Annotated in this window: 17 protein-coding genes; 11 read left to right on the forward strand and 6 right to left on the reverse strand. The window is 70.5% G+C overall.

The window, feature by feature from the left end:
* Positions 1-92: 92 nt before the first annotated feature.
* Both O7597_RS26640 and O7597_RS26645 read right to left on the reverse strand, forming a co-directional pair.
* Complete coding sequence (locus tag O7597_RS26640) at positions 93-563, reverse strand: hypothetical protein (protein ID WP_269741432.1); 471 nt, start codon at positions 561-563, stop codon at positions 93-95.
* Between the two features lie 103 nt (positions 564-666).
* Complete coding sequence (locus O7597_RS26645; protein ID WP_269741433.1) at positions 667-1,212, reverse strand: GNAT family N-acetyltransferase; 546 nt, start codon at positions 1,210-1,212, stop codon at positions 667-669.
* Positions 1,213-1,442: 230 nt separating this feature from the next.
* Between O7597_RS26645 and O7597_RS26650 the strand changes: the two genes are divergently transcribed.
* The 4 genes from O7597_RS26650 to O7597_RS26665 all read left to right on the forward strand — a co-directional run bounded on the left by O7597_RS26650 (position 1,443) and on the right by O7597_RS26665 (position 6,206).
* Positions 1,443-2,897 carry a glycoside hydrolase family 43 protein gene (locus tag O7597_RS26650; protein ID WP_281581086.1) on the forward strand — a complete coding sequence of 485 codons (1,455 nt, stop codon included), beginning with the start codon at positions 1,443-1,445 and terminating at the stop codon, positions 2,895-2,897.
* 354 nt (positions 2,898-3,251) lie between these two features.
* Entirely contained in the window at positions 3,252-4,385 is a 1,134-nt protein-coding gene (locus tag O7597_RS26655) for a cupin domain-containing protein (RefSeq protein WP_281581087.1), read from the forward strand.
* A gap of 65 nt (positions 4,386-4,450) precedes the next feature.
* Positions 4,451-4,678, forward strand: coding sequence for a potassium transporter TrkA (locus O7597_RS26660; RefSeq protein ID WP_269741436.1), 228 nt, complete (start codon positions 4,451-4,453; stop codon positions 4,676-4,678).
* 49 nt (positions 4,679-4,727) lie between these two features.
* Entirely contained in the window at positions 4,728-6,206 is a 1,479-nt protein-coding gene (locus O7597_RS26665; protein WP_348650770.1) for a cation:proton antiporter, read from the forward strand.
* Between the two features lie 27 nt (positions 6,207-6,233).
* Here the strand turns inward: O7597_RS26665 and O7597_RS26675 are convergent, their stop codons facing one another.
* From O7597_RS26675 to O7597_RS26685, 3 genes are all read right to left on the reverse strand, one after another.
* The gene (locus O7597_RS26675) at positions 6,234-7,922 is read right to left on the reverse strand and encodes a hypothetical protein (RefSeq protein WP_269741438.1); all 1,689 of its coding nucleotides are present in this window, start codon (positions 7,920-7,922) and stop codon (positions 6,234-6,236) included.
* A 212-nt stretch (positions 7,923-8,134) separates the two neighbouring features.
* Entirely contained in the window at positions 8,135-9,727 is a 1,593-nt protein-coding gene (locus O7597_RS26680; RefSeq protein ID WP_281581088.1) for an FGGY-family carbohydrate kinase, read from the reverse strand.
* A gap of 4 nt (positions 9,728-9,731) precedes the next feature.
* On the reverse strand, positions 9,732-12,008 hold the full coding sequence (locus tag O7597_RS26685) for an aminotransferase class III-fold pyridoxal phosphate-dependent enzyme (protein ID WP_281581089.1): 2,277 nt from the start codon (positions 12,006-12,008) through the stop codon (positions 9,732-9,734).
* A gap of 151 nt (positions 12,009-12,159) precedes the next feature.
* On the opposite strand from O7597_RS26685, the gene O7597_RS26690 reads away from it, so the two are divergent.
* The 4 genes from O7597_RS26690 to O7597_RS26705 all read left to right on the forward strand — a co-directional run bounded on the left by O7597_RS26690 (position 12,160) and on the right by O7597_RS26705 (position 16,649).
* Positions 12,160-13,356: a helix-turn-helix domain-containing protein gene (locus O7597_RS26690; RefSeq protein ID WP_269741441.1), complete on the forward strand. Its 1,197-nt coding sequence runs from the start codon at positions 12,160-12,162 to the stop codon at positions 13,354-13,356.
* Between the two features lie 399 nt (positions 13,357-13,755).
* A complete protein-coding gene (locus O7597_RS26695) occupies positions 13,756-14,742 on the forward strand; it encodes a glycoside hydrolase family 11 protein (RefSeq protein ID WP_269741442.1) in 987 nt (328 codons plus the stop codon).
* Positions 14,743-15,003: 261 nt separating this feature from the next.
* The gene (locus tag O7597_RS26700) at positions 15,004-15,897 is read left to right on the forward strand and encodes a DUF1996 domain-containing protein (RefSeq protein ID WP_269741443.1); all 894 of its coding nucleotides are present in this window, start codon (positions 15,004-15,006) and stop codon (positions 15,895-15,897) included.
* A 71-nt stretch (positions 15,898-15,968) separates the two neighbouring features.
* Positions 15,969-16,649, forward strand: coding sequence for a DUF305 domain-containing protein (locus O7597_RS26705; RefSeq protein WP_269741444.1), 681 nt, complete (start codon positions 15,969-15,971; stop codon positions 16,647-16,649).
* 46 nt (positions 16,650-16,695) lie between these two features.
* Here the strand turns inward: O7597_RS26705 and O7597_RS26710 are convergent, their stop codons facing one another.
* The gene (locus O7597_RS26710; RefSeq protein ID WP_269741445.1) at positions 16,696-17,097 is read right to left on the reverse strand and encodes a DUF6223 family protein; all 402 of its coding nucleotides are present in this window, start codon (positions 17,095-17,097) and stop codon (positions 16,696-16,698) included.
* Positions 17,098-17,371: 274 nt separating this feature from the next.
* Here O7597_RS26710 and O7597_RS26715 point away from each other — a divergent pair, with 274 nt between their 5' ends.
* The 3 genes from O7597_RS26715 to O7597_RS26725 all read left to right on the forward strand — a co-directional run bounded on the left by O7597_RS26715 (position 17,372) and on the right by O7597_RS26725 (position 19,631).
* Positions 17,372-18,457, forward strand: coding sequence for a histidine kinase (locus O7597_RS26715; protein WP_269741446.1), 1,086 nt, complete (start codon positions 17,372-17,374; stop codon positions 18,455-18,457).
* A complete protein-coding gene (locus tag O7597_RS26720) occupies positions 18,454-19,116 on the forward strand; it encodes a response regulator transcription factor (RefSeq protein WP_269741447.1) in 663 nt (220 codons plus the stop codon). The genes O7597_RS26715 and O7597_RS26720 overlap by 4 nt, the downstream gene beginning before the upstream one ends.
* Before the next feature lie 65 nt (positions 19,117-19,181).
* A complete protein-coding gene (locus O7597_RS26725; RefSeq protein WP_269741448.1) occupies positions 19,182-19,631 on the forward strand; it encodes a helix-turn-helix transcriptional regulator in 450 nt (149 codons plus the stop codon).
* Positions 19,632-19,634: the final 3 nt, after the last annotated feature.

Raw genomic sequence — 19,634 nt, forward strand, 5'->3', positions numbered from 1 at the left:
CGTGTCGCAGACCAAATTCTCTTGATCAACCGGGTGGGCCGTGGCGAGTGTCGTGCGCGCCCTGGCTGCGCGCGCAGGTGGGTCCTCGGTGTCTACCGGGTCGAGCCGGACGGGGTCGCTTCGGGTACTTGAAGGGCTCGTCCGCACACCGCCACCCAGTCGGGGTCGACGGTAACATGGTCGACGGTGTTGGCCAGGTACCTGATGGCGGCGTCGGGCCTCAGCGGCAGCAGTGCGTCAAGGACGTCCATGTAGAGCGACTCCCGCAGGATCTCGGCCAGCAATCCTGGCAGTCTCATGGGTATCTCGGACAGCGGTGGGCAGCCGGCAGCGACGAGCGTCTCGATCTCAGGCCAGTCGTCGCTACCGTTACGGACATCCGCCAGCCCGTCGTCGAGGAACGCGACGAAGACCGGTTCGAAAACCGCGACGAGGTGCTCGACCGGCACATGCAGGCAGTACGGCGCAACCGACCAGCCTGGAACATCCTGGCCGAACTGCGTTGGCCCTCGGCGGACCAGTTCACCGGCTGCGACGGGAGTATCGGCGACAAGGGCGAACACGGCAGCCAGTATGACGAGGCGGTGCGGCGGTGTCCGCTCGATTGGGTGGCGAGTTTGCGCGACGGCGAACGTGTGCTTCGTGGAACCGGCAGGTCCACGCAGCTCAGGACCGCCCTCGGGGTGGCGTCTGGTCCGCGATCGGGCACAGCGTTCGGCGCATGCAGACGCGGGGCCAACGGTCGAGCCCGTGTGTTGCCTCGCGTCGGCGGATGGCCCGCAGGCCCGGGGTGAGGTCGCGCTCGCCGAGGATCTGGAAGCCACACCGGGCGTAGTACGGGGCGTTCCAGGGCACGTGAGCGAACGTGGTGAGGGTCAGAGCGGGAATGCCGCCGGCCACCGCCCGGTCGGCGAGGTGGGCGATCAGCTGACGTCCGATCCCGCGACCGGCGACGGCGGGATGTACGGAGACCTGTTCGATGTGGAAGTTGCCGTCGACGAGGTCGGCGATGAGGTAGCCGACCGGCCGGTCGGTGACGTCGGTGGCCACCCAGGCACGGCCTGCCCCCTGGTAGCGGCCGAGTACGTCCAGCGGCAGCGGTTCATCGTCGGCGATCTGCGGCATACCGACGTCGCGGAAGCGTCGGCCGGCCGCGCGCTCGATGCCTTGCAGGACGGGTAGTTCGTCGCGACGTACCGCTCGGATCCGCACTCGGAACATTCTGTCGGTGCCGCTGTCCACCGTCACCCAGATTCCGGGTCGGCGGATGCGGAGACCGACTCCGGCCGGCGCTCGCCGTCGCCGTCGAGACGGCCACCGTCTTGACGGGCGTCGATTCGAGGCGGAGACTGCGTAACACCCCCGAAACAGTGACCAGGATCGCTCGGGCGCGCCGTGATGTTAGCGTTAACGTCGGCCGGGCCGGACGGACGGAGAGCCGCATGTCCAGAGTCCTGACCAGGGCGACTGCCCTGCTCGCCGCCCTGTGTCTGCTGTTGCTGCCGGCGGCGCAGGCGCCGCGTGCCGAGGCCGCCGCGCTGGATCCGTTCACCGGCTACCTGATGGCGCACTTCACCGGTGAGTCGGCCACCGGCGAGCAGGTCTACTTCGCGCACAGCCGCGACGGTCTGACCTGGCGCGACCTGAACAACGGCGCACCGGTGCTGCTGTCCACGGTCGGCACCCGGGGAGTGCGGGATCCCTCCATCGTCCGTTCGCCCGCCGGTGACCGGTACTGGATCGTCGCCACCGATCTGCGGATCGCCAGCGGCACCTCGTGGAACGACGCGGCGAACCGGGGCAGCAGGTCGCTGGTGGTCTGGGAGTCCCGCGACCTGGTGAACTGGTCCGCCCCCTGGCTGATCAACGTGGCCGGTGCGATTCCGGGCGCCGGCAACGCCTGGGCGCCGGAGGCCATCTACAACGCGGCGACCGGCGACTACATCGTCTACTGGGCGACCAACTCGCTGCGCGACGGCGTCACCAAACACCGCATCTGGTACGTGCGGACCAGCGACTTCCGCAGCTTCACCGCGCCCCAGCTCTACATCGAACGCCCCGGTGGCGGCCAGGGCATCATCGACACCCAGATCGTCGAGGTGCCGAACGCCGTCGGCGGATACCGCTACTACCGCGCGTCGGCCGACGGGCACATCACCATCGAGGCCAGCAACTCGATCCTCGGCTCGTGGACGACGCTGGGCAACCTCTCCCACCTCGGTATCTCCAACGGCGCCGGCGGCGGCAACGTGGTCGAAGGGCCGATGTGGATGCAGTTCAACGGTCGGAACGAGTGGGCGCTCTGGCTCGACCAGTACGCCACCGGTCGTGGGTACCTGCCGGTCACCTCCACCAACCTGGGCAGCGTCACCAACTTCCGGACCCGTACGGACTACCAGCTGGGTGCCAGCCGCAAGCGGCACGGCTCGATCCTCAACCTGACCGCCGCGGAGGAGAGCGCGGTGCTGGGGCGCTGGGGTGCCACCACGCCGGCCAACCGGATCCAGGCGTACACCCACCAGGACCGGTACGTGCGCCACGCCAACTACGACGTACGCATCGACGCGAACGTCAGCCCGGCGCAGGACGCCCAGTTCCGGGTGGTGCCGGGGCTGGCCGACGCGACCGGTGTGTCGTTCGAGTCGGTCAACTACCCCGGTCATTACCTGCGGCACTACGGTTTCGACTTCGTGCTGGCGGCACATGACGGCAGCGCGGTCTTCGCGGCGGACGCGACCTTCCGGCAGGTCGCCGGCCTCGGCAACTCCTCCTGGTCGTCGTTCCGGTCGTACAACTACCCCGACCGGTACCTCCGGCACTACAACTACCTGCTGCGACTCGACCCGATCAACGACGCCCAGGCCCGCGCCGACGCCACCTTCCGCGTCACCTCGTAGTCGTCGGTCAGCGGAAGCGGGTCGACATCGCGCCAACCGATCCGCACCGGGTGATCACCACCGGGCCCGCGGGCGGGTGAGTCGGACGAATCGGCCTTCCGGGCCTGCCGGAGCGCTGACCGGCCCTGCTTGCCCGACCCGTGGGCGTCACGTCGGCGCGTCTGCGGACGATCATGGGTGCCTCGCCGTTTGCGACGCACCGTCCTGGGCATTCCCGCCTGCCACCGCCCATCGGCGTGATCAGGGCACGTGCCGTCAGGTCGACGACACCGATCCGTCGGTGGCGCGCCACCCGCCACCCGGCGGCGGCTGCCGGTGCGCGGTGCCCGTCCGGAGCACGTGAGGAGCTGACCGATGGTTGACCGGGATCCCGAGCCGCGACGCGGCGACCAGGGGGCGGCCCCGATCGCCGGCCGCAACGTGGAGTTGGAGCGGCAGAACCCGGATCTGCTGGTGCCGCCGACCACCGACAGCCGACTGGTGCCGAACCTGAAGTTCTCCTTCTCGCAGGCGCACACCCGGGTGGAGAAGGGCGGCTGGACCCGTGAGGTCACCGTGCGGGACCTGCCGGTGGCCACCCAGTTGGCCGGGGTCCAGTTCGGCCTGGAACCCGGCGCGTACCGGGAGATCCATTGGCATCAGGAGTCGGAATGGGCGTACATGCTCAGTGGCAGCGCCCGGATCAGCGCCGTGGACCACGAGGGGCGCAATTTCATCGAGGACGTCCATGCCGGTGACCTGTGGTTCTTTCCGCAGGGCATCCCGCACCACATCCAGGCGCTACAGGAAGGCGCGCAGTTCCTGCTGGTCTTCAACGACGGCGGCTTCTCGGAGAACAACACGTTCCTGCTGAGCGATTTCTTCGCCCACGTGCCCAAGCCGGTGCTGGCGAAGAACTTCGGCTGGACCCTCGACCAGTTGGACGACCTGGCCCAGCGGGAGAAGTACATCTTCGCCGGGGACGTCCCGCCGCCGCTGTCGACCGACCGGGTCGTCAGCCCGACCGGAGACGTGCCCCGCAGCTTCAAGCACCGGATGCTCGCCCAGACCCCACAGCATTTCCGTGGCGGGACCGTGCGAATCACCGACTCGACGAACTTCGCCGCCTCGACCACCACCGCCGCCGCTCTGGTCGAGGTCGAACCGGGCGGGATGCGGGAGCTGCACTGGCACCCGACCACCGACGAATGGCAGTACTACATCTCCGGCCGGGGACGGATGGGCGTCTTCGCCGCCTCGGCCGCCGCCCGTACTTTCGACTTCCAGGCCGGCGACGTCGGCTACGTGCCGTTCGCCTACGGGCACTACATCGAGAACACCGGCGACGAGCCGCTGGTCTTCCTGGAGATGTTCCGCCACCCCCGGTTCGAGGACATCTCGGTGATGCAGTGGCTGGCGAACACTCCCCACGAGGTGGTCTCCGACACGATAAACGTGTCCCGGTCCCTGGTCGACGCGCTGCCGCAGACCAAGCAGGTGGTCATCTAGCCGCCGGGTGCCGGACGCCTCGTACCATTGCGCAGAGATTCCGGAGCGCGCAGCGGGGAGGGGCCATGGGCAAAGGGATATACGTGCAGGAACTACCGGGTATCGGCAAGCGGTACGACGTCGACCTGGGCAGCAACACCCAGCGGATCTCGGTGGTGGTACGCCGTGACGGCACCCGTGACCTGTACGTCTTCGCCTCGGGCAAGGACGACCCGGTCGCCGTGATCGAGATGTCGGAGGAGCAGGCGCGTAAGGTGGGCGCCCTGCTGGCCGGCACATACTTCTCCGAGTAGTCGTACCGCGTCGTAGGTCCTCGTTCAGTCCGCTCCAGGAGTCCTCACCGTGCATGCTGACCTCGTGGGCTTCGGGGCCCTCGTACTGATCGCGGGCCTGCTGGCCCGTGCGGGTCGCCGGATCAACCTGCCCACCGTGCCGTTCTTCATGCTCGCGGGCATCCTGCTCGGGCCCGGCACCCCCGGTCCGGTGCTGATCGCTCATCCCGAGGACCTGAGCCTGCTCGCCTCCCTCGGCCTGGTGCTGCTGCTGTTCCATCTGGGCGTCGAGTTCCCGGTCGACCAGGTACTCGGCAGCGGCAAGCGGCTGTTCGTCGCCGCCGGCTCGTACATCGGTCTCAATGTCGGTGCCGGCCTGCTCTTCGGCTTCGCCCTCGGTTGGGGCGGGTACGAGGCGTTCGTGATCGCCGGTGCGCTCGGCATCTCCTCCTCGGCGATCGTGACGAAACTGCTCATCGAGTTCCGTCGGTTGGCCAACGCGGAGACGCCGGTCATCCTCGGCATCATCGTGATCGAGGACCTGTTCCTCGCCCTGTACCTGGCGCTGCTGTCACCGCTGCTGTCCGGTGCCGGGTCCGCCGGGGAACTGGTGCTGCGCATCGGCCTGAGTTTCGCCTACCTGGCGGTGCTCTTCGCCGTCGCCCGCTTCGGTGCCCGCCTGGTCGGCAAGGTGATCGACAGCAACGAGGACGAGTTGCTGGCCATCCTGATGATCGGGTTGGTCGTGCTCGTCGCCGGGGTGTCGGCCGAGATCGGGGTTTCCGACGCGATCGGCGCGCTGATGATCGGTCTGGTGATCGCCCGTACCCCCCTGCGCGAGCGGGTCGAACGCCTGGTGCTGCCGCTGCGCGACGTCTTCGCGGCGGTCTTCTTCCTGGTGTTCGGGCTGACCATCGACGTCGGTGACTTCGGCTCGGTGGCGCTGCCGGTGCTGCTGGCGGTACTGATGACCATCGTGACCAACATCCTGGCCGGCCTGATCGCCGGCCGGCTGTTCGGGCTCAACCAGCGCGGCGCCGCGAACGTCGGCCTGACCGTGCTGGGCCGTGGCGAGTTCTCGCTGATCCTGGCCACGCTGGCCATCGCGGCCGGCCTGGACGGGCGACTCGGCCCGTTCATCGCCCTGTACGTGCTGATCCTGGCCGTGGTGAGCCCGCTGCTCGCGGCGAACTCGCGCTACCTGGCCCGGATCATCCCGGACCGACTGCTGCACTCCAGCTGGCGGTACGTGCGCGAGGAGACCATCAGTACCGCCTGCACCCACCTCGACCGGATCAACATCACCGAGTCCGACGCCGAGGCGTGCCCGCAGTGCGTCGAGAGCGGTGACGACTGGGTGCAGTTGCGGATGTGTCTGACCTGCGGCGCGGTGGGCTGTTGCAGCGACTCGGTGAACAACCACGCGGAGGAGCACTACCGGCAGACCGGCCATCCGTTGATCCGGTCGCTGGAGGAGGGCGAGGACTGGCGGTACTGCTACATCGACGGTGCCCTGGTCCGCGAGCCGATGGGCGCCACCCGGGAGTGACGAGCGGTTCGCTCGCGTCGGCCCGCCTCAGTCGAGGCGGTACACCAACGCACCGGCTATCTCCTCCCGGGTGATGCCGAGGCCGTCGACCGGTCGGGTGGGCAGGCCGTCCCAGGGCGTGCCGGCGAGCCGGTCCGGCAGGACGACCACCGACCGGATGCCGACCTGCCGCAGGAACGTGATGCTGACCGGATCGGGAAAGGTCGTGGTCACCGTGCGGATCTGTTGCTGATTGGCCGGTAGGAAGGTCACCGAACCGTTGGCGACGCGGGGAAACCCGTCGGTGGTCCAGAGCATGATGTCGGATTCGGCCACCCCGTTGCTGGGCAGGACCAGGATCGGTTCGGTCGCCGCCCGCAGCGCAGGTGGGGCGGTCGGCACGGTGGGGTGCGGCGTCCGATTGACGCCCTCCACCAGGACCAGCACCAGGGGCAGCAGGAGCACGACCGCGCTCACCGACCTCGGCCAGCCGAGCCGGGGGCGATTGCGGCCGAACTCGCTTATCGCCCCTGCCGCCAGGATGGCGAGCAGCAGGCTCGTCCACACCATCAGCCGCCCCGGGGTCCGTAGCGCGTCCCATCCGGGCAGCAGCCGCGACAGGGTCAGGTATCCCGGATCGCCCTGACCGACGAGGTTGGTGCCGAGCCCGAGCGCGCCGCTGACCAGCACGCCGAGCCCGAGCAGCACCCGGTGGCGCACCCGGAACGTCGAATAGCTCAGCCCGGCCACGGCCAGCACGATCAACGTGACGCCCGGCAGCAGCGCCATCTCCGGCGGCCAGGACAACTGGGCGCGGGCGGCGGCGAAGTGGTCGCCCCACAGCCACGAGTCGGCGGGCGCGACGAAGTATCCCCGCAGGGGAGGGGAGAACATCTCCGTCCAGGACAGGTCCCGGTTCGCCTCCGGGTTCAGCTCCACCACCCGCAGGAAGGTGGTGCCCAACCAGATCAACACCGCTCCGAAGACGACACCGCCGAGAAGGTTGGCCAGCACCACCCGGCGCCCCAGCAGCCAGGTGCCGGTCCGCCAGCGGGCCCAGCCGACCGCCGCCAGGACCACAAGCACGGTGCCGGCCAGGAAGTACGCGAGCGGCAGGCCGATCGCCAGGCCCAGGGTCAGCTGCCAGGCGGCGACCAGCCAGCCGGCCAGGATCCATCCGGGGCGGTGCAGTTCCGGTCGGTGACCGTCGCGCAGGGACCAGCCGTGGCCGCGCGCCAGCATCGCCAGGCACAGCGCGACGCCGCCGATGGAAAGGATGTTCAGGTGGCCGCTGTGCGCGAGCCGCCACGGCGCGAAGGCCCAGGCGACGCCGGCCACGGCCGCCGCCGTCCGGATGCCGCCCAGTTGGCGCACCAGGGCGTACGCCCCGAAGCAGGCGAGTGCGTGGGCGAACACGTAGAGCAGGTTGTAGCGGAAGATGGCCGTCGCCACGCCGTGGCCGAACAGGCCGGCCGGTGCGTATCCGAGCACTATGTCGGTGTAGGCGTACGTGTACAGATTCGGGAAGAACGTGTTGGAGTGCCAGAGGTTGAGGGGGTCGGTGACCAGCGCGTGCCCGGCCCAGGCAACCTGCCACGCCTGCAACGGGGGATCGCCGATGTCGCCCGGGATGGTAGTCCACGGTTGCTTGAGCGTCGGCCAGGTGAGGACGACCGCCACGACCACGCTGGCGATCGTCGCCACCGTCCATTCGTGACGCAGCAGACGCGCGGCCACCCGCCCGACACCCGCTCCGCGACCGGGCCGGACCTCCGACCCTGCCTGCTCCGGGTCGGGCTGGCGGCGATCAGCGGACGAGGTTCCGACCAACCCCCGACGTATCGCCTGCACGTTTCCTCCTGTCGATGTCCAACGCGGACGGTCTAGCGTCGCATCGAATGAAGGAGAAAAGCCATCATCGATGGCCACCGAAACTTCCGAGCGACAGGTCAGTGGCGGTTGAGCCGGCGGTAGACCGGGGCCAGCCGCTGGTGCAGCGTCCGATAGACGTCGAAGATCTCGTCGTAACCCGCTCGATGCGCCGGATCCGGGGTGAAGAACCGGTCGGTACGCATCAGACCCGGGATGTCGGCGAAGGTGAGCCGGTGGGTGCCGACGGCACCGATCCAGCCCGCCCCCCGGACGTTCACCGCGAGCGGTTGGGCGTCGCGGCGGATCTCGACGCCGAGCACGTCGGCGAAGATTTGACACCACGAGTCCGACAGCGCCCCGCCGCCGGTGACGGCCATCGAGGTGACCGGTGCGCCGAGGAACCGGTTCACCGCGCCGAGCAGCCAGCGGGTGTTGAACGCCACCCCCTCGAAGACCGCCCGCAGCAGATCCGAGCGGTTGGTGTCGAGGGAGATGTTGAAGAACCCGGCGCGCAGGTTCGCGTCGTCGACCGGGGCGCGTTCGCCGTAGAGCCAGGGGGTGTAGAGCACCCCGTTCGCGCCCGGCGGCACCGTCGGGATGATGGTGTCGAAGGCGTCGAAGATCGTTCCCTCGTCGCGGCTGAGGTGACCGGCGCCGAGCAGCGGATCGTCGTACTCCACGATCTTGTCCCGCAGCCAGGTCAGGTTGGCCCCGGCGGTGGCCTGCAGGGCGGTCATCAGGTAGCGGTCGCCGATCGCGCAGGGCACCGAGGCGATGCCGGCGGCGACGTCGGTCTTCTTGCGGGGCACGTGGGCGGCGATCCAGGACGAGGTGCCGAGGTACAGGTGCGGCTGCCGGTCGCCGGTGGTGCCGGCGCCGATCGCCGCGGCGGTGTTGTCGATCGCTCCGGCGACCACCCGCACCGTCGCGGCCAGGCCCAGGTGCGCGGCGGCTGACGGGGTCAAGGTGCCGATCACCTCGGTGCAGGCGACGATCGGCGGCAGTTTGTCCGCGTCGACGCCGCTGTCGGCGACCAGGGTGGGGGAGTAGCGGATGTCGCCGGGACGCCGGTTGTCGGTCACCCACGAGGTCAGGATCGAGTCGACGGTGGCCACCGTGCGTCCGGTGAGCTTCAGGTTGATCCAGTCGAGCACGTTGAGGAACGTCGCGGTGCGCGCGTACACCTGCGGCAGGGTGTCGCGGACGAACAGCATGTGGGCGGCGGGGTCCTTGCCGGTGGGTGAGGGCATGCCGCCGGTGAGCCGCAGCCAGCGGGCGATCCGGCGCACCGACATCCCCTGGTACGCGGGGAAGCCGCCGAACTGCCGTCGCAGGTGCGGCGCGCCACGCATGTCGAGCCAGCTGATGCACGCGGTCAGCGGCTCGCCGGTGGCGTCCACCGCGATGGTTCCCTCGCCCTGGGTGGAGGCGCACACCGCCTCGACCGCCCGCATCTGCTCGGGATGGTCGCGTCCCAGGTCGGCGGCGACCTGGCCGAGCGCCGTCCACCAGGCGAGCGGGTCCTGTTCGGCGCCGCCACCGGGCAGCACCCGCAGCGGGACCGGCCGCTCGGCCCAGCCGGTGACCGTGCCGTCGGCGGCGACCAGCGCGGCCTTCAGACCCGAGGTGCCCAGGTCGATCGCGAAGACCTGCGGTGGGCTGGCGGTCACCGGATCAGACCCCCTCGACCAGCGCGAAGACCTGGTCGAACCGGGCGAGCGCGTCGTCGATGACCGCGTCGGTGTCGGCCATCGACGTGTACATCCGCGAGCCGGCCAGGGTGACGATGCCGTGTGCGGTGTACGCGGCGCCCAGCTGCTCCATCAGCCGCTTGCGGGTCTTGTTCTCCTTGAGCAGCTTCACCGGGTTGCGCATGTCCAACAGCATCACGCCGCTGCACTCCAGGTGCACGATGGATCCCTGGTTGTACGCGACGTACGGCAGCCCGTAGGAGTCGATCAGCCGTTGCAGGCCGCGGGTCAGCCGGTCACCGGCCCGGCCGGCGATCACCGGCGCGTTGGTGCGGGCCATCTCCTCGATGGCGAAGTAGCCGGCCGCGCAGGACAGCGGGTTGGCCGACAGGGTGCCGCCGACCTGGATGTGCGCTCCGCTCCTGCCGTCCAGCCCGGACCCGAAGACCGCCATCACGTCGGCCCGCCCGCCGACGCCGCCGGCCATCGGGTAACCGCCGGAGACCGCCTTGCCCAGTACGGTCAGGTCGGGGGTGACACCGAAGTAGCCGGCCGCGCCGCCCAGCCCGAGCCGGAAGCCGGTGACCACCTCGTCGAAGATCAGCAGCGCGCCGAACTCGTCGCACAGCTCCCGGACCCGCGCGTTGAAGTCGCGCGGCGCGGGCCGGGTGCCGGACTCCGGGCCGACCGGTTCGACCACCACCGCCGCCGTGCCGCCGCGCAGCCGGTTCTCGATCAGCTTGCGTTTGAGCTGCCCGAGGTCGTGCGGGAAGGCCTCCCGGGTACGGGCCGTCGCCCCGAAGGGGATGCCCTTGGCGTTCATCCGGTACGTGCCCGGCACCCGCAGCCCGTAGACCATCGTGTCGGACCAGCCGTGGTAGGCGCCCCCGACCTTGATCACCATCTTCTTGCCGGTACAGGCGCGGGCACCCCGGACGGCGGCCATCACCGCCTCGGTGCCCGAGCCCAGTGACCGGTACATCTCCACGTGCGGCATGAACCGGTGGATGATCTCGGCGAGCTTCAGCTCGTACTCGTGGAACAGCCCGGTCACCGGCCCAGAGTCCCGGACCACCTCGGCGACGCGCTCGTTCACCGGGCCGTAGTTGCTGCCCAGGATCGTCGGCCCGCCGGCCTGGAGGAAGTCGATGTACGTGTTGCCGTCCCGGTCCACCAGATACGCGCCGTCGGCCTTGTCCACCGCGAGTGGGAACGGGTAGTTGAACGCCAGGTTGTGCTGCACCCCGCCGGGGATGCGCCGCCGCGCCCGGTCGGTGATCTCCCTGCTGGCGCGGCACTTGGTGTCGAAGTAGTTCAGCACGTCGAGCATCGCGTCGTGGCGCAGCCCGCGCACCGGCTGGGCGGTCAACGCCTTCAGCCGACGCATCACGTCGTCGACGTCGGGGTACTCACTGATCGCGTACCCGAGCCGGGCCGCCTCCGCGCCGCCCGCCTCGTCGTTGGTCCCGGGGGAGCTCGGCGCGCTGCTCGTGGTCGTGCCGGCGGCGACCTCGACGGCCGCCGCGTCGGCGCTGGGCAGTTCCTCGTCGGCCGGTACCCGCAGCGGCTCCACCGCCTCGGTGAGCTGCGCGGCGATCCGCTTCTCGTCGGTCCGCAGCTTGCTGAAGGCGATCTCCCGGATCGCGGTCGGAATGGTGTGGATCTTCCCCGCCTCGCTGGTCAGCGCCAGCAGGTAGGCGATGGACACCTTCTCCAGCAGCGCCATGTTGAACACCGCCCGGTCCGGGTCGGTGCCGACGGCGACCACCCCGTGGTTGGCGATGATGAAGGCGTTGTCCCCGCTGGCCACCTTCTTCTGCACGTTGCGGGCCAGGAACCCGGTGCCGGACGGGGCGTAGTCGATGATCGCCACCTCCCGGCCCAGGAAGCGCACCTGCTCGTCGGTGAGCGCCGGGATCGGCTTGCGCAGGAAGGCCAACGCCGAGGCGTACGGCTGGTGGGTGTGCACGATCGCGTTGACGTCCGGCCGCTCGCGGTAGATGTTCGCGTGCATCCCGCACTCGATGGACGGCTTCAGGTCGGCACCGGAGTCGTCGGGCAGATGCCTGCCGTCGAAGTCCACGATGCAGATGTCCTCGACGCGCATCCGGTCGTAGTCGTAGTTGCTCGGGGTGACCGCGTACCGCCGGTGGCCGGGCACCCGGACCGAGACGTTGCCCTCGGTGGCCTTCAGGTAGCCCCGGGCGAGCATGGTGCGGCACATGTCGACGACGTGCTGGCGGGACAGGCGGTGCTGCACGGCGTTCTCCTTGGTCGGGTCGTGGGCCGCCGGTCGGTGCACCCCGTCCGGCCCATGGGGTTCATCGTCGCGTAGCCACGTCGGTCGAAACACCGTTCCTTCGGCAGCGAGAATCACCCCGCTTCTTATCCCAGCGTGACAAAATCGCCCGGTGAGTGCGCCTGTCTCCGCGACGCCCTGGCGACACCTGCCCGCCGACCTGGCCGCCGCGATGCGCCCGCACCTGCCGGACACGGTGGCCGCCGTCGCGGGCGCCGTCACCGAGGCCACTCCGGCCTTCGCCGGCATCGCCGACGACAAGTTCACCCGGGACGTACACACCGCCGTGCAGGTGGCGCTCGACCGCTTCCTCGATCTCGTCGGCACCGGGGAACCGGCGCTGCCGCCCCGGTTCCGGGAGGTGTTCGTCGGGTTGGGCGCCGCCGAGGCCCGCGAGGAGCGGGGGCCGGAGGCGCTGCTGGCCGCGCTACGGATGGCGGCGCGGCTGCTGCTGCGGACGGCGTCACGGTCCCTGGCCCGGCTGCGCCCGGTCGAGCCGGAGGAACTGATCGACCTCTCCGACGCGGTGAGCGCGTACATCGCCGAACTGGCCGCGGCGAGCACCGACGGGTACGCCCTGCAACTGCGGGAGCAGGCGGGGGAGGGAGACCGCCGTCGACACCTCGCCGAGCTGCTGCTGCGCGGCGACGGGCTGCCCAGCGCCGTCGAGTCGGCGGCGGCCCGGATCGGCTGGGCCGACCTGGACGCGGTGGTGCCGGTCCTGCTGCCACCGGACCAGGCCCGCGACGCGCGGTTCCGGTACGGCCCGGACGGGCTGGTCATCGAGCGTGGTCGCGACGCCGTGCTGCTGCTGCGGGCCGGCGCCCGGGCGACCCGCGCCGCACTGACCGAGGCGTTCGCCGGCCGGCCGGTGGTGGTCGGCCCGGAACTGGGCTGGCCGCAGGTGCCGGCGGCGGTCCGGCTCGCCGAGCTGGCCGCCGGGCTGGTCGGACCGGCCTCCGGACCGGTCTTCGTTGACGACCACCTGGCCGCGCTGACCCTGCGTGGCGAACAGCGGGCACTGGCGGTGCTCACCGAGCGCCGCCTGGCGCCGTTGGCGCGGCTGCGTCCGGCACAGCGGGAGAATCTGCTGGCGACGCTCGACGCCTGGCTCCGGCACTGGGGCTCACGCGCCGAGGTCGCCACCGAGCTGTTCGTGCATCCGCAGACGGTCAGCTACCGCCTCAAACGTTTGCGTGAGCTGTACGGCGACGACCTGGACGACCCCACCGCCCGATTCGAGCTCCTGGTGGTGCTGACCAGCCAACTACCGACGGGCATCCGGAAGGTCTCTGGAACTTCCGATTGACAGCGGCCTTGACCTGGCGTAGTGACCGTTGAAGGTTCGTGGAGCGGCCGGCTGGCCGTTTGCCGCTGACCAGCACCAATGCTGTCCCTGGGCGCGGCAGGCGGCCGCGAGAAGGTTTCGAGAGTATTTCCGGAAGTTGTTGACTGTTCGTCGATGACGCGCCAATACTGTTGGCCATCGACGAATCTGGATGATCGTCGATTGTCGCTACCCACTCCGCCGGTTGCGCATCGACCGGCAGACCACCACCCGGTACGACGTCGACTGTCGATGGTGGCCGACCAGCCACCGTGGCCGCCGGTTCGTAGCGCACTGCTGGCCACCGGCCAGCCGTCATGAGGAGGAAGCATGAACAACGTCCCCGTCCCACCACGAAGTCGCAGGCGTGGACGCGTCAGGATGCTGGCTGCCGCCGCCTTCGCCGCGGTGTTGGCCACCACCGGCACCGTCGCGATCTCGGCCAGCCCCGCCCAGGCCGAGGCCGACCGGCAGGTCTGCTCGAACACGGAAGGTACCCACAACGGGTTCTTCTTCTCGTTCTGGAAGGACAGCGGCGACGCCTGCATGGTGTTGCGCGAGAACGGCCGCTACTCCAGTTCGTGGAGCAGGAGCACCAACAACTGGGTCGGTGGCAAGGGTTGGAACCCGGGCACCCGCCGTACGATCAGCTACTCGGGCAGTTACAACCCGGGTAACAACAACAGCTACCTCGCGTTGTACGGCTGGACCCGCAGTCCGCTGGTCGAGTACTACATCGTCGAGAACTTCGGTAGCTACAACCCGAGCAGCGGCGCCACCCGGCTGGGCAGCGTCACCACCGACGGGGGCACCTACGACATCCTGCGCAGCCAGCGGGTCAACGCCCCGTCGATCGACGGCACCCAGACGTTCTACCAGTACTGGAGTGTCCGGCAGCAGAAGCGCAGCAGCGGGACCATCACCACCGCCAACCACTTCGACGCCTGGGCCCGCGTCGGCCTGAACCTGGGCAACCACTACTACCAGATCATGGCCACCGAGGGTTACCAGAGCCAGGGCAGTTCGGACATCACCCTCTCCGAAGGCGGGGGCTCGAACCCGCCGCCGAGCAACCCGCCGCCGAGCAACCCGCCGCCCGGTGGCGGCAACTGCTCGGTCAACGTGCAGCGCGCCGAGGACTGGAACGACCGGTTCAACACGACCTTCTCGGTCAGTGGCAGCAACAACTGGACCGTCACCATCCGTACGAACGGTGGCCAGAGCCTGCAGAACAGCTGGAACGCCTCGATCAGCGGCTCCAGTGGCACGATCACCGCACGGCCGAACGGTAACGGCAACAACTTCGGCATCACGCTCTGGAAGAACGGCAACAACACCACGCCAACCGCGACCTGCTCAAGCAGCTGACCTGGTGTGCCGGGTGGGATGTCGACCTCGGTCGACATCCCACCGCCGGCATCGGCGGTCGACGGGCCGACCCTGCGGGGTCGGCCCGTCGTCGTTGCCGCAACCGCGGCTCGTATTGACATCCATCGACGTTGGGGTGACGCTGGTGTGAGAGCGCTCTCTCGATTGCACCGCGACCACCACCAGTCCGGCCAGGGAAGCTCCGATGTCTACGGCGGCGGCGCCGGAAGGACCCTGACCCTCCCCGACAGGAGCCAAGAGATGGAAAGCGCCGCACCCCAACCCGTCGGCCGCGGCCGGCTACGCCTCGGCACCGCGATCGGCGCCCTGCTGGTGCTGCTCGGCGGCTACGTCGTGGCCAGCACCGCGCCGGCCGACGCCGCCCCGGGCATCAACGCCATCCGGGTGGCGGAGTTCCCGGCCGACTGCACGTACAGCCACCGGCTCCCGGACGACCCCATCGTCCTGCCCGGGCTGCCCGGCGCCTCGCACATGCACAGCTTCTTCGGCAGCACGGTGACCAACGCCCACACCACGCTGCCCGACCTGGTCCGCTCCACCACCACCTGCAACCCCCGGGTGGACGTCTCGTCGTACTGGGTACCGACCCTCTACCGCGACAACGTGCCGGTGGAACCGTCCATCGCCACCTTCTACTATCTCGGCGAAGGGGTGCGTCCCGACGTCGTCGCCCAGACGCAGCCGTTCCCGCTGGGCCTGCGCCTCGTCGCCGGAAACGCCCGGGCCGCCGGACCGGGCGACAGCATCGCCCGCTGGTCCTGCCTGCACGCCGGGCACGTGCCGCCGTCGAAGAACTTCGTCAACTGCCCGGCCGGCACCATGCTGGAGTCGTACCTGGACTTCCCGCAGTGCTGGAACGGCCGCGACCTCGACTCGCCGGATCACAAGAGCCACCTGGCGTACCCGGTGAACCAGGCCTGCCCGGCCAGCCACCCGGTGCACGTGCCGAAGCTGCGGCAGGTGCTGCGGTACCCGGTCAACGGTGACCCGTCGCGGCTGCGGCTGGCCTCCGGGCCGGGTTACACGATGCACGGCGACTTCTTCAACGCCTGGCCGGTGGAGGAGCTGGCGCGCCGCGTCCGCGACTGCATCCGTCCGGTCATCAAGTGCGGCCACGACGGCAGGCCGCTCTGAGTCGACAGGTGACACCCGACGGCGGGCCCGGTCGTTCCGGCCCGCCGCCGGGCGCACGCGAAGGAGGTCGCGTGCGAGGCCCACTCGCCGCGCTGTTCACCGCCCTGCTGCTCGTCGCCGGGTGCGACGCCGGAACATCGCCCACCATCGGACCGCCAACCACCACGGGACCAGCGCCGTCGAGCACCGGGTCGCCGCCAGCCCGCGCACCGGCGGTCGAGCCACCCTCGGCCGGCGGGTCGCCCACCGCAGTGCTGCCCGGTACGACCGGACACTTCAGCGCCACCGACATCGCCTGGCTGCAGCTGTCGGTGGCCATGGCCGAACGGCTGCTGCCGATGCTCGACCTGGTGCCGGACCGGACCGCCGACCCGGCCTGGCGACGGCTCGCCATCCGGATCGCGACCAGCGAACGGGCGCACCTGACCCGGTCCCGGCGACTGTTGGCCGACTCCGGCGCGCCGCTGGCCAACCCACACGAGGGCCACGACATGCCCGGCATGGTCACCGACGCGGACCTGACCGCGCTGCGCTCGGCCACCGGGCAGCAGTTCCACCACCGGCTCGCCGGGCACCTGCGGGCGCACCTGACGCAGTCGGTGCGGATCGCCACCGCCGAGCAGCAGGCCGGGACCGACCCGGCGACCACCGCACTGGCCGCGGCCGTGGTCCGGGTCGGCACCGCCGACCTCGCCCGGCTCGACCACCTCGACGGGCCGTCGGCTTCGTCCCCGCTGCCCGCTCCACCGTAGTGGCGGCGACCGTCGCGCCCACGTGGGCCGAACCAGCCCTGGTCGGTCAGCCGGCAGGCCGGGAGCGGGCCAGCGCGACCCCACCGAGGACCACGGCGATCAGCCCCACCACCAGCGCCACGTAGCCGCCGCCCCGTCCGTTGCCGGTGCCGATACCACTGTCCGAGGTGAGCACGACCAGGCCGCCGAGGGCCATCCCGCCCGCCCCCGCAGCCAGGGCGGTCAAGCCTGCCCGGGCCCGGCCGGCGCGATAGCGACCCGAGGCGAGCGCCAGTACGCCGACGACCACCCCCGCGAGTGCCAACAGGGCGGCCACCGTCGATCCGATCCGGCCGGCGCTCATGCTCACCGCTTGGGCAGCGGGGTATGTGTCCACCGGTCCCGCGATCCCGACCGCCCGGGACGGGGCGGCCACGATAGTGCCGAGCACGAGCTTGACGGACATCATGTCTGTCTCCTCTGTGGTGTGTCTGGTCGTGGATCCGACATCACCGATCATGTCGGCGGGCGGCCCGGCGCTCATCCGGCCGGTGTAGGCACTTTCGGCTGCCGCAGCCGGCGTGACCGGCTGCCACGTACGCCGCGGCCGTCGCACCACTACCGCGTACGTGGTAGCCGACGAGTCGTCCGTGAGCAGGAGTCGCCGGGCCACGCCGGCCGGTTAGGGTGCGCCCATGGGCGAGCGGTGCGGGCGGATCCTCAGGCGCGCCGCGGTCGGGGACTTGACGATCGCGGTGGGCGTGACGGCGGTGCTGCTGATCGCCGCACTGTCCGCGACCCGCCCCGCCGCCGGGGCGGACCTTTTCGGCTACGCCTGGTTGGTGACCGGCGGCCTGGCCCTGGTCGCGCGTCGACGGGCACCGGTCGCGGTGCTGATCCTCACCGGGGTGTGCGCGGTGGGCCACCAGGCGAGCGGCATCGAGGTGCCCGCCGTCGCGTTCCTGTTCGCGGTCTACGCGGCCGTACGCGCGGGGCACCGCACGGTCACGGTCGTCGCGGCGGTCGCGATGCTGGTCTCCCTTCCGCTGGCGGCCCTGGCGTTACCGCCCGGGCTGCCCGTCGGCGAGGCACTCGCGCGGGCCCGCGACGCCCTCGAAGTGGCCTGGCTGATCGCCGCCGGGGCGGCGGGGGAGGCGCTCCGGCAGGCCGAGCGGCGGGCGGAGGAGGCCGAGCGCACCCGGGAGGAGGCGGCACGGCGCCGCGCCGACGAGGAGCGGCTGCACATCGCTCGGGAACTGCATGACTCCCTCACCCACCAGATCTCGATCATCAAGGTGCAGGCCGAGGTCGCCGTGCACCTGGCCAGCCGGCGTGGCGAGCCGGTGCCGGAGGCGCTGGCGGCCATCCGCGAGGCCAGCCGTGAAGCGACCCGGGAACTGCGCGCGACCCTGGAGACACTGCGCGCCGACGGCACCGCCACCGCACCCGGGCTCGACGAACTCCCGGACCTGGTGCGACGGGCCCGGATGGCCGGCCTGGAGGCGACGTTGACGATCGACGGACAACGGCCCGACGTGCCGGTCGCGGTGGGCCGCACCGCCTACCGCATCGTGCAGGAGTCCCTCACCAACATCGCCCGTCACGCGTCCACCGCATCGGCGTCGGTGCGGCTCGACTACCGGCCGGGCATCCTCGCGATCCGGGTGGACGACGACGGCGACGGCCCGCCGGGACGGGCGGCGGCACCCGGCGTCGGACTGCTCGGGATGCGGGAACGCGTCGTCGCTCTGGGCGGACTGCTGCGGGCCGAGGCCCGCGACGAGGGCGGGTTCACCGTGCACGCCGAGCTTCCGGTGAGCACGGCATGATCCGGGTCCTGCTGGTCGACGACCAACCGCTGCTGCGCAGCGGCTTCCGCGCGCTGCTCGACATCGAGGACGACATCGAGGTGGTGGCCGAGGCCGCCGACGGCGAGCAGGCGCTGACCCTGGCCCGGGAGCACCTGCCCGACATCGCGCTCGTCGACATCCAGATGCCGGTCCTGGACGGCATCGAGACGACCCGGCGCATCGCCGCGGATCCGGCTTTGGCCGGCGTGCACGTGGTCATCCTGACCAACTACGGTCTGGACGAACATGTCTTCCACGCGCTGCGCGCCGGTGCCGCCGGCTTCCTGGTCAAGGACATCGAGCCGGCGGATCTCGGGTACGCCGTCCGGGTGGCCGCCCGTGGCGACGCCCTGCTCGCGCCGTCGATCACCCGCAGGCTGATCGACCAGTACGTCACCGAGCCGCTACCGAGGCAGACCGGTGCGCGGCTCAAGGAGCTGACCAGCCGCGAACGGGAGACGGTCGTCCTGCTCGCGCAGGGCCTGTCCAACGACCAGATCGCCGAACGCCTGGTGATCAGCCCGCTGACCGCCAAGACCCACATCAACCGGGCGATGACCAAACTTCACGCCCGGGACCGAGCCCAGCTCGTGGTCATCGCCTACGAGTCCGGCCTGGTGGCGCCCCGCCCCCGCTGATCCCGATGGCGCGTCGCGGCCGACGCGCTCGCCGTCTGTCGGACCGCCGTGGCACGATCGCACAGGTGACCAGCAGATCCACCACCGAACAGCGCCTCGGCGACCTGGCCCGCCTGCGCCGCGTGCGTGACCGCATCGACCGGGAGTACGCGCAGCCGCTGGACGTCGAGGCACTCGCCCGTGGGGTCAACATGTCGGCCGGGCACCTCAGCCGCCAGTTCCGGCAGGCCTACGGCGAGTCCCCGTACGGCTACCTGATGACCCGACGCATCGAGCGGGCGATGGCGCTGCTGCGTCGTGGCGACCTCAGCGTCACCGATGTCTGCTTCGCGGTCGGCTGTTCGTCGTTGGGCACCTTCAGCACCCGGTTCACCGAACTGGTCGGCGTGCCGCCGAGCGTCTACCGCCGGGAGGCGGCCCGCGCCACCAAGGGGATGCCCTCCTGCGTGGTGAAACAGGTGACCAGACCGGTCAGGAATCGAGAAGCAGCGGCCCCCGCGCCGCGGTTAGCGTGACCG

Origin of the sequence: Verrucosispora sp. WMMC514 (genome assembly GCF_027497295.1) — a bacterium.
Taxonomy (GTDB): domain Bacteria; phylum Actinomycetota; class Actinomycetes; order Mycobacteriales; family Micromonosporaceae; genus Micromonospora; species Micromonospora palythoicola.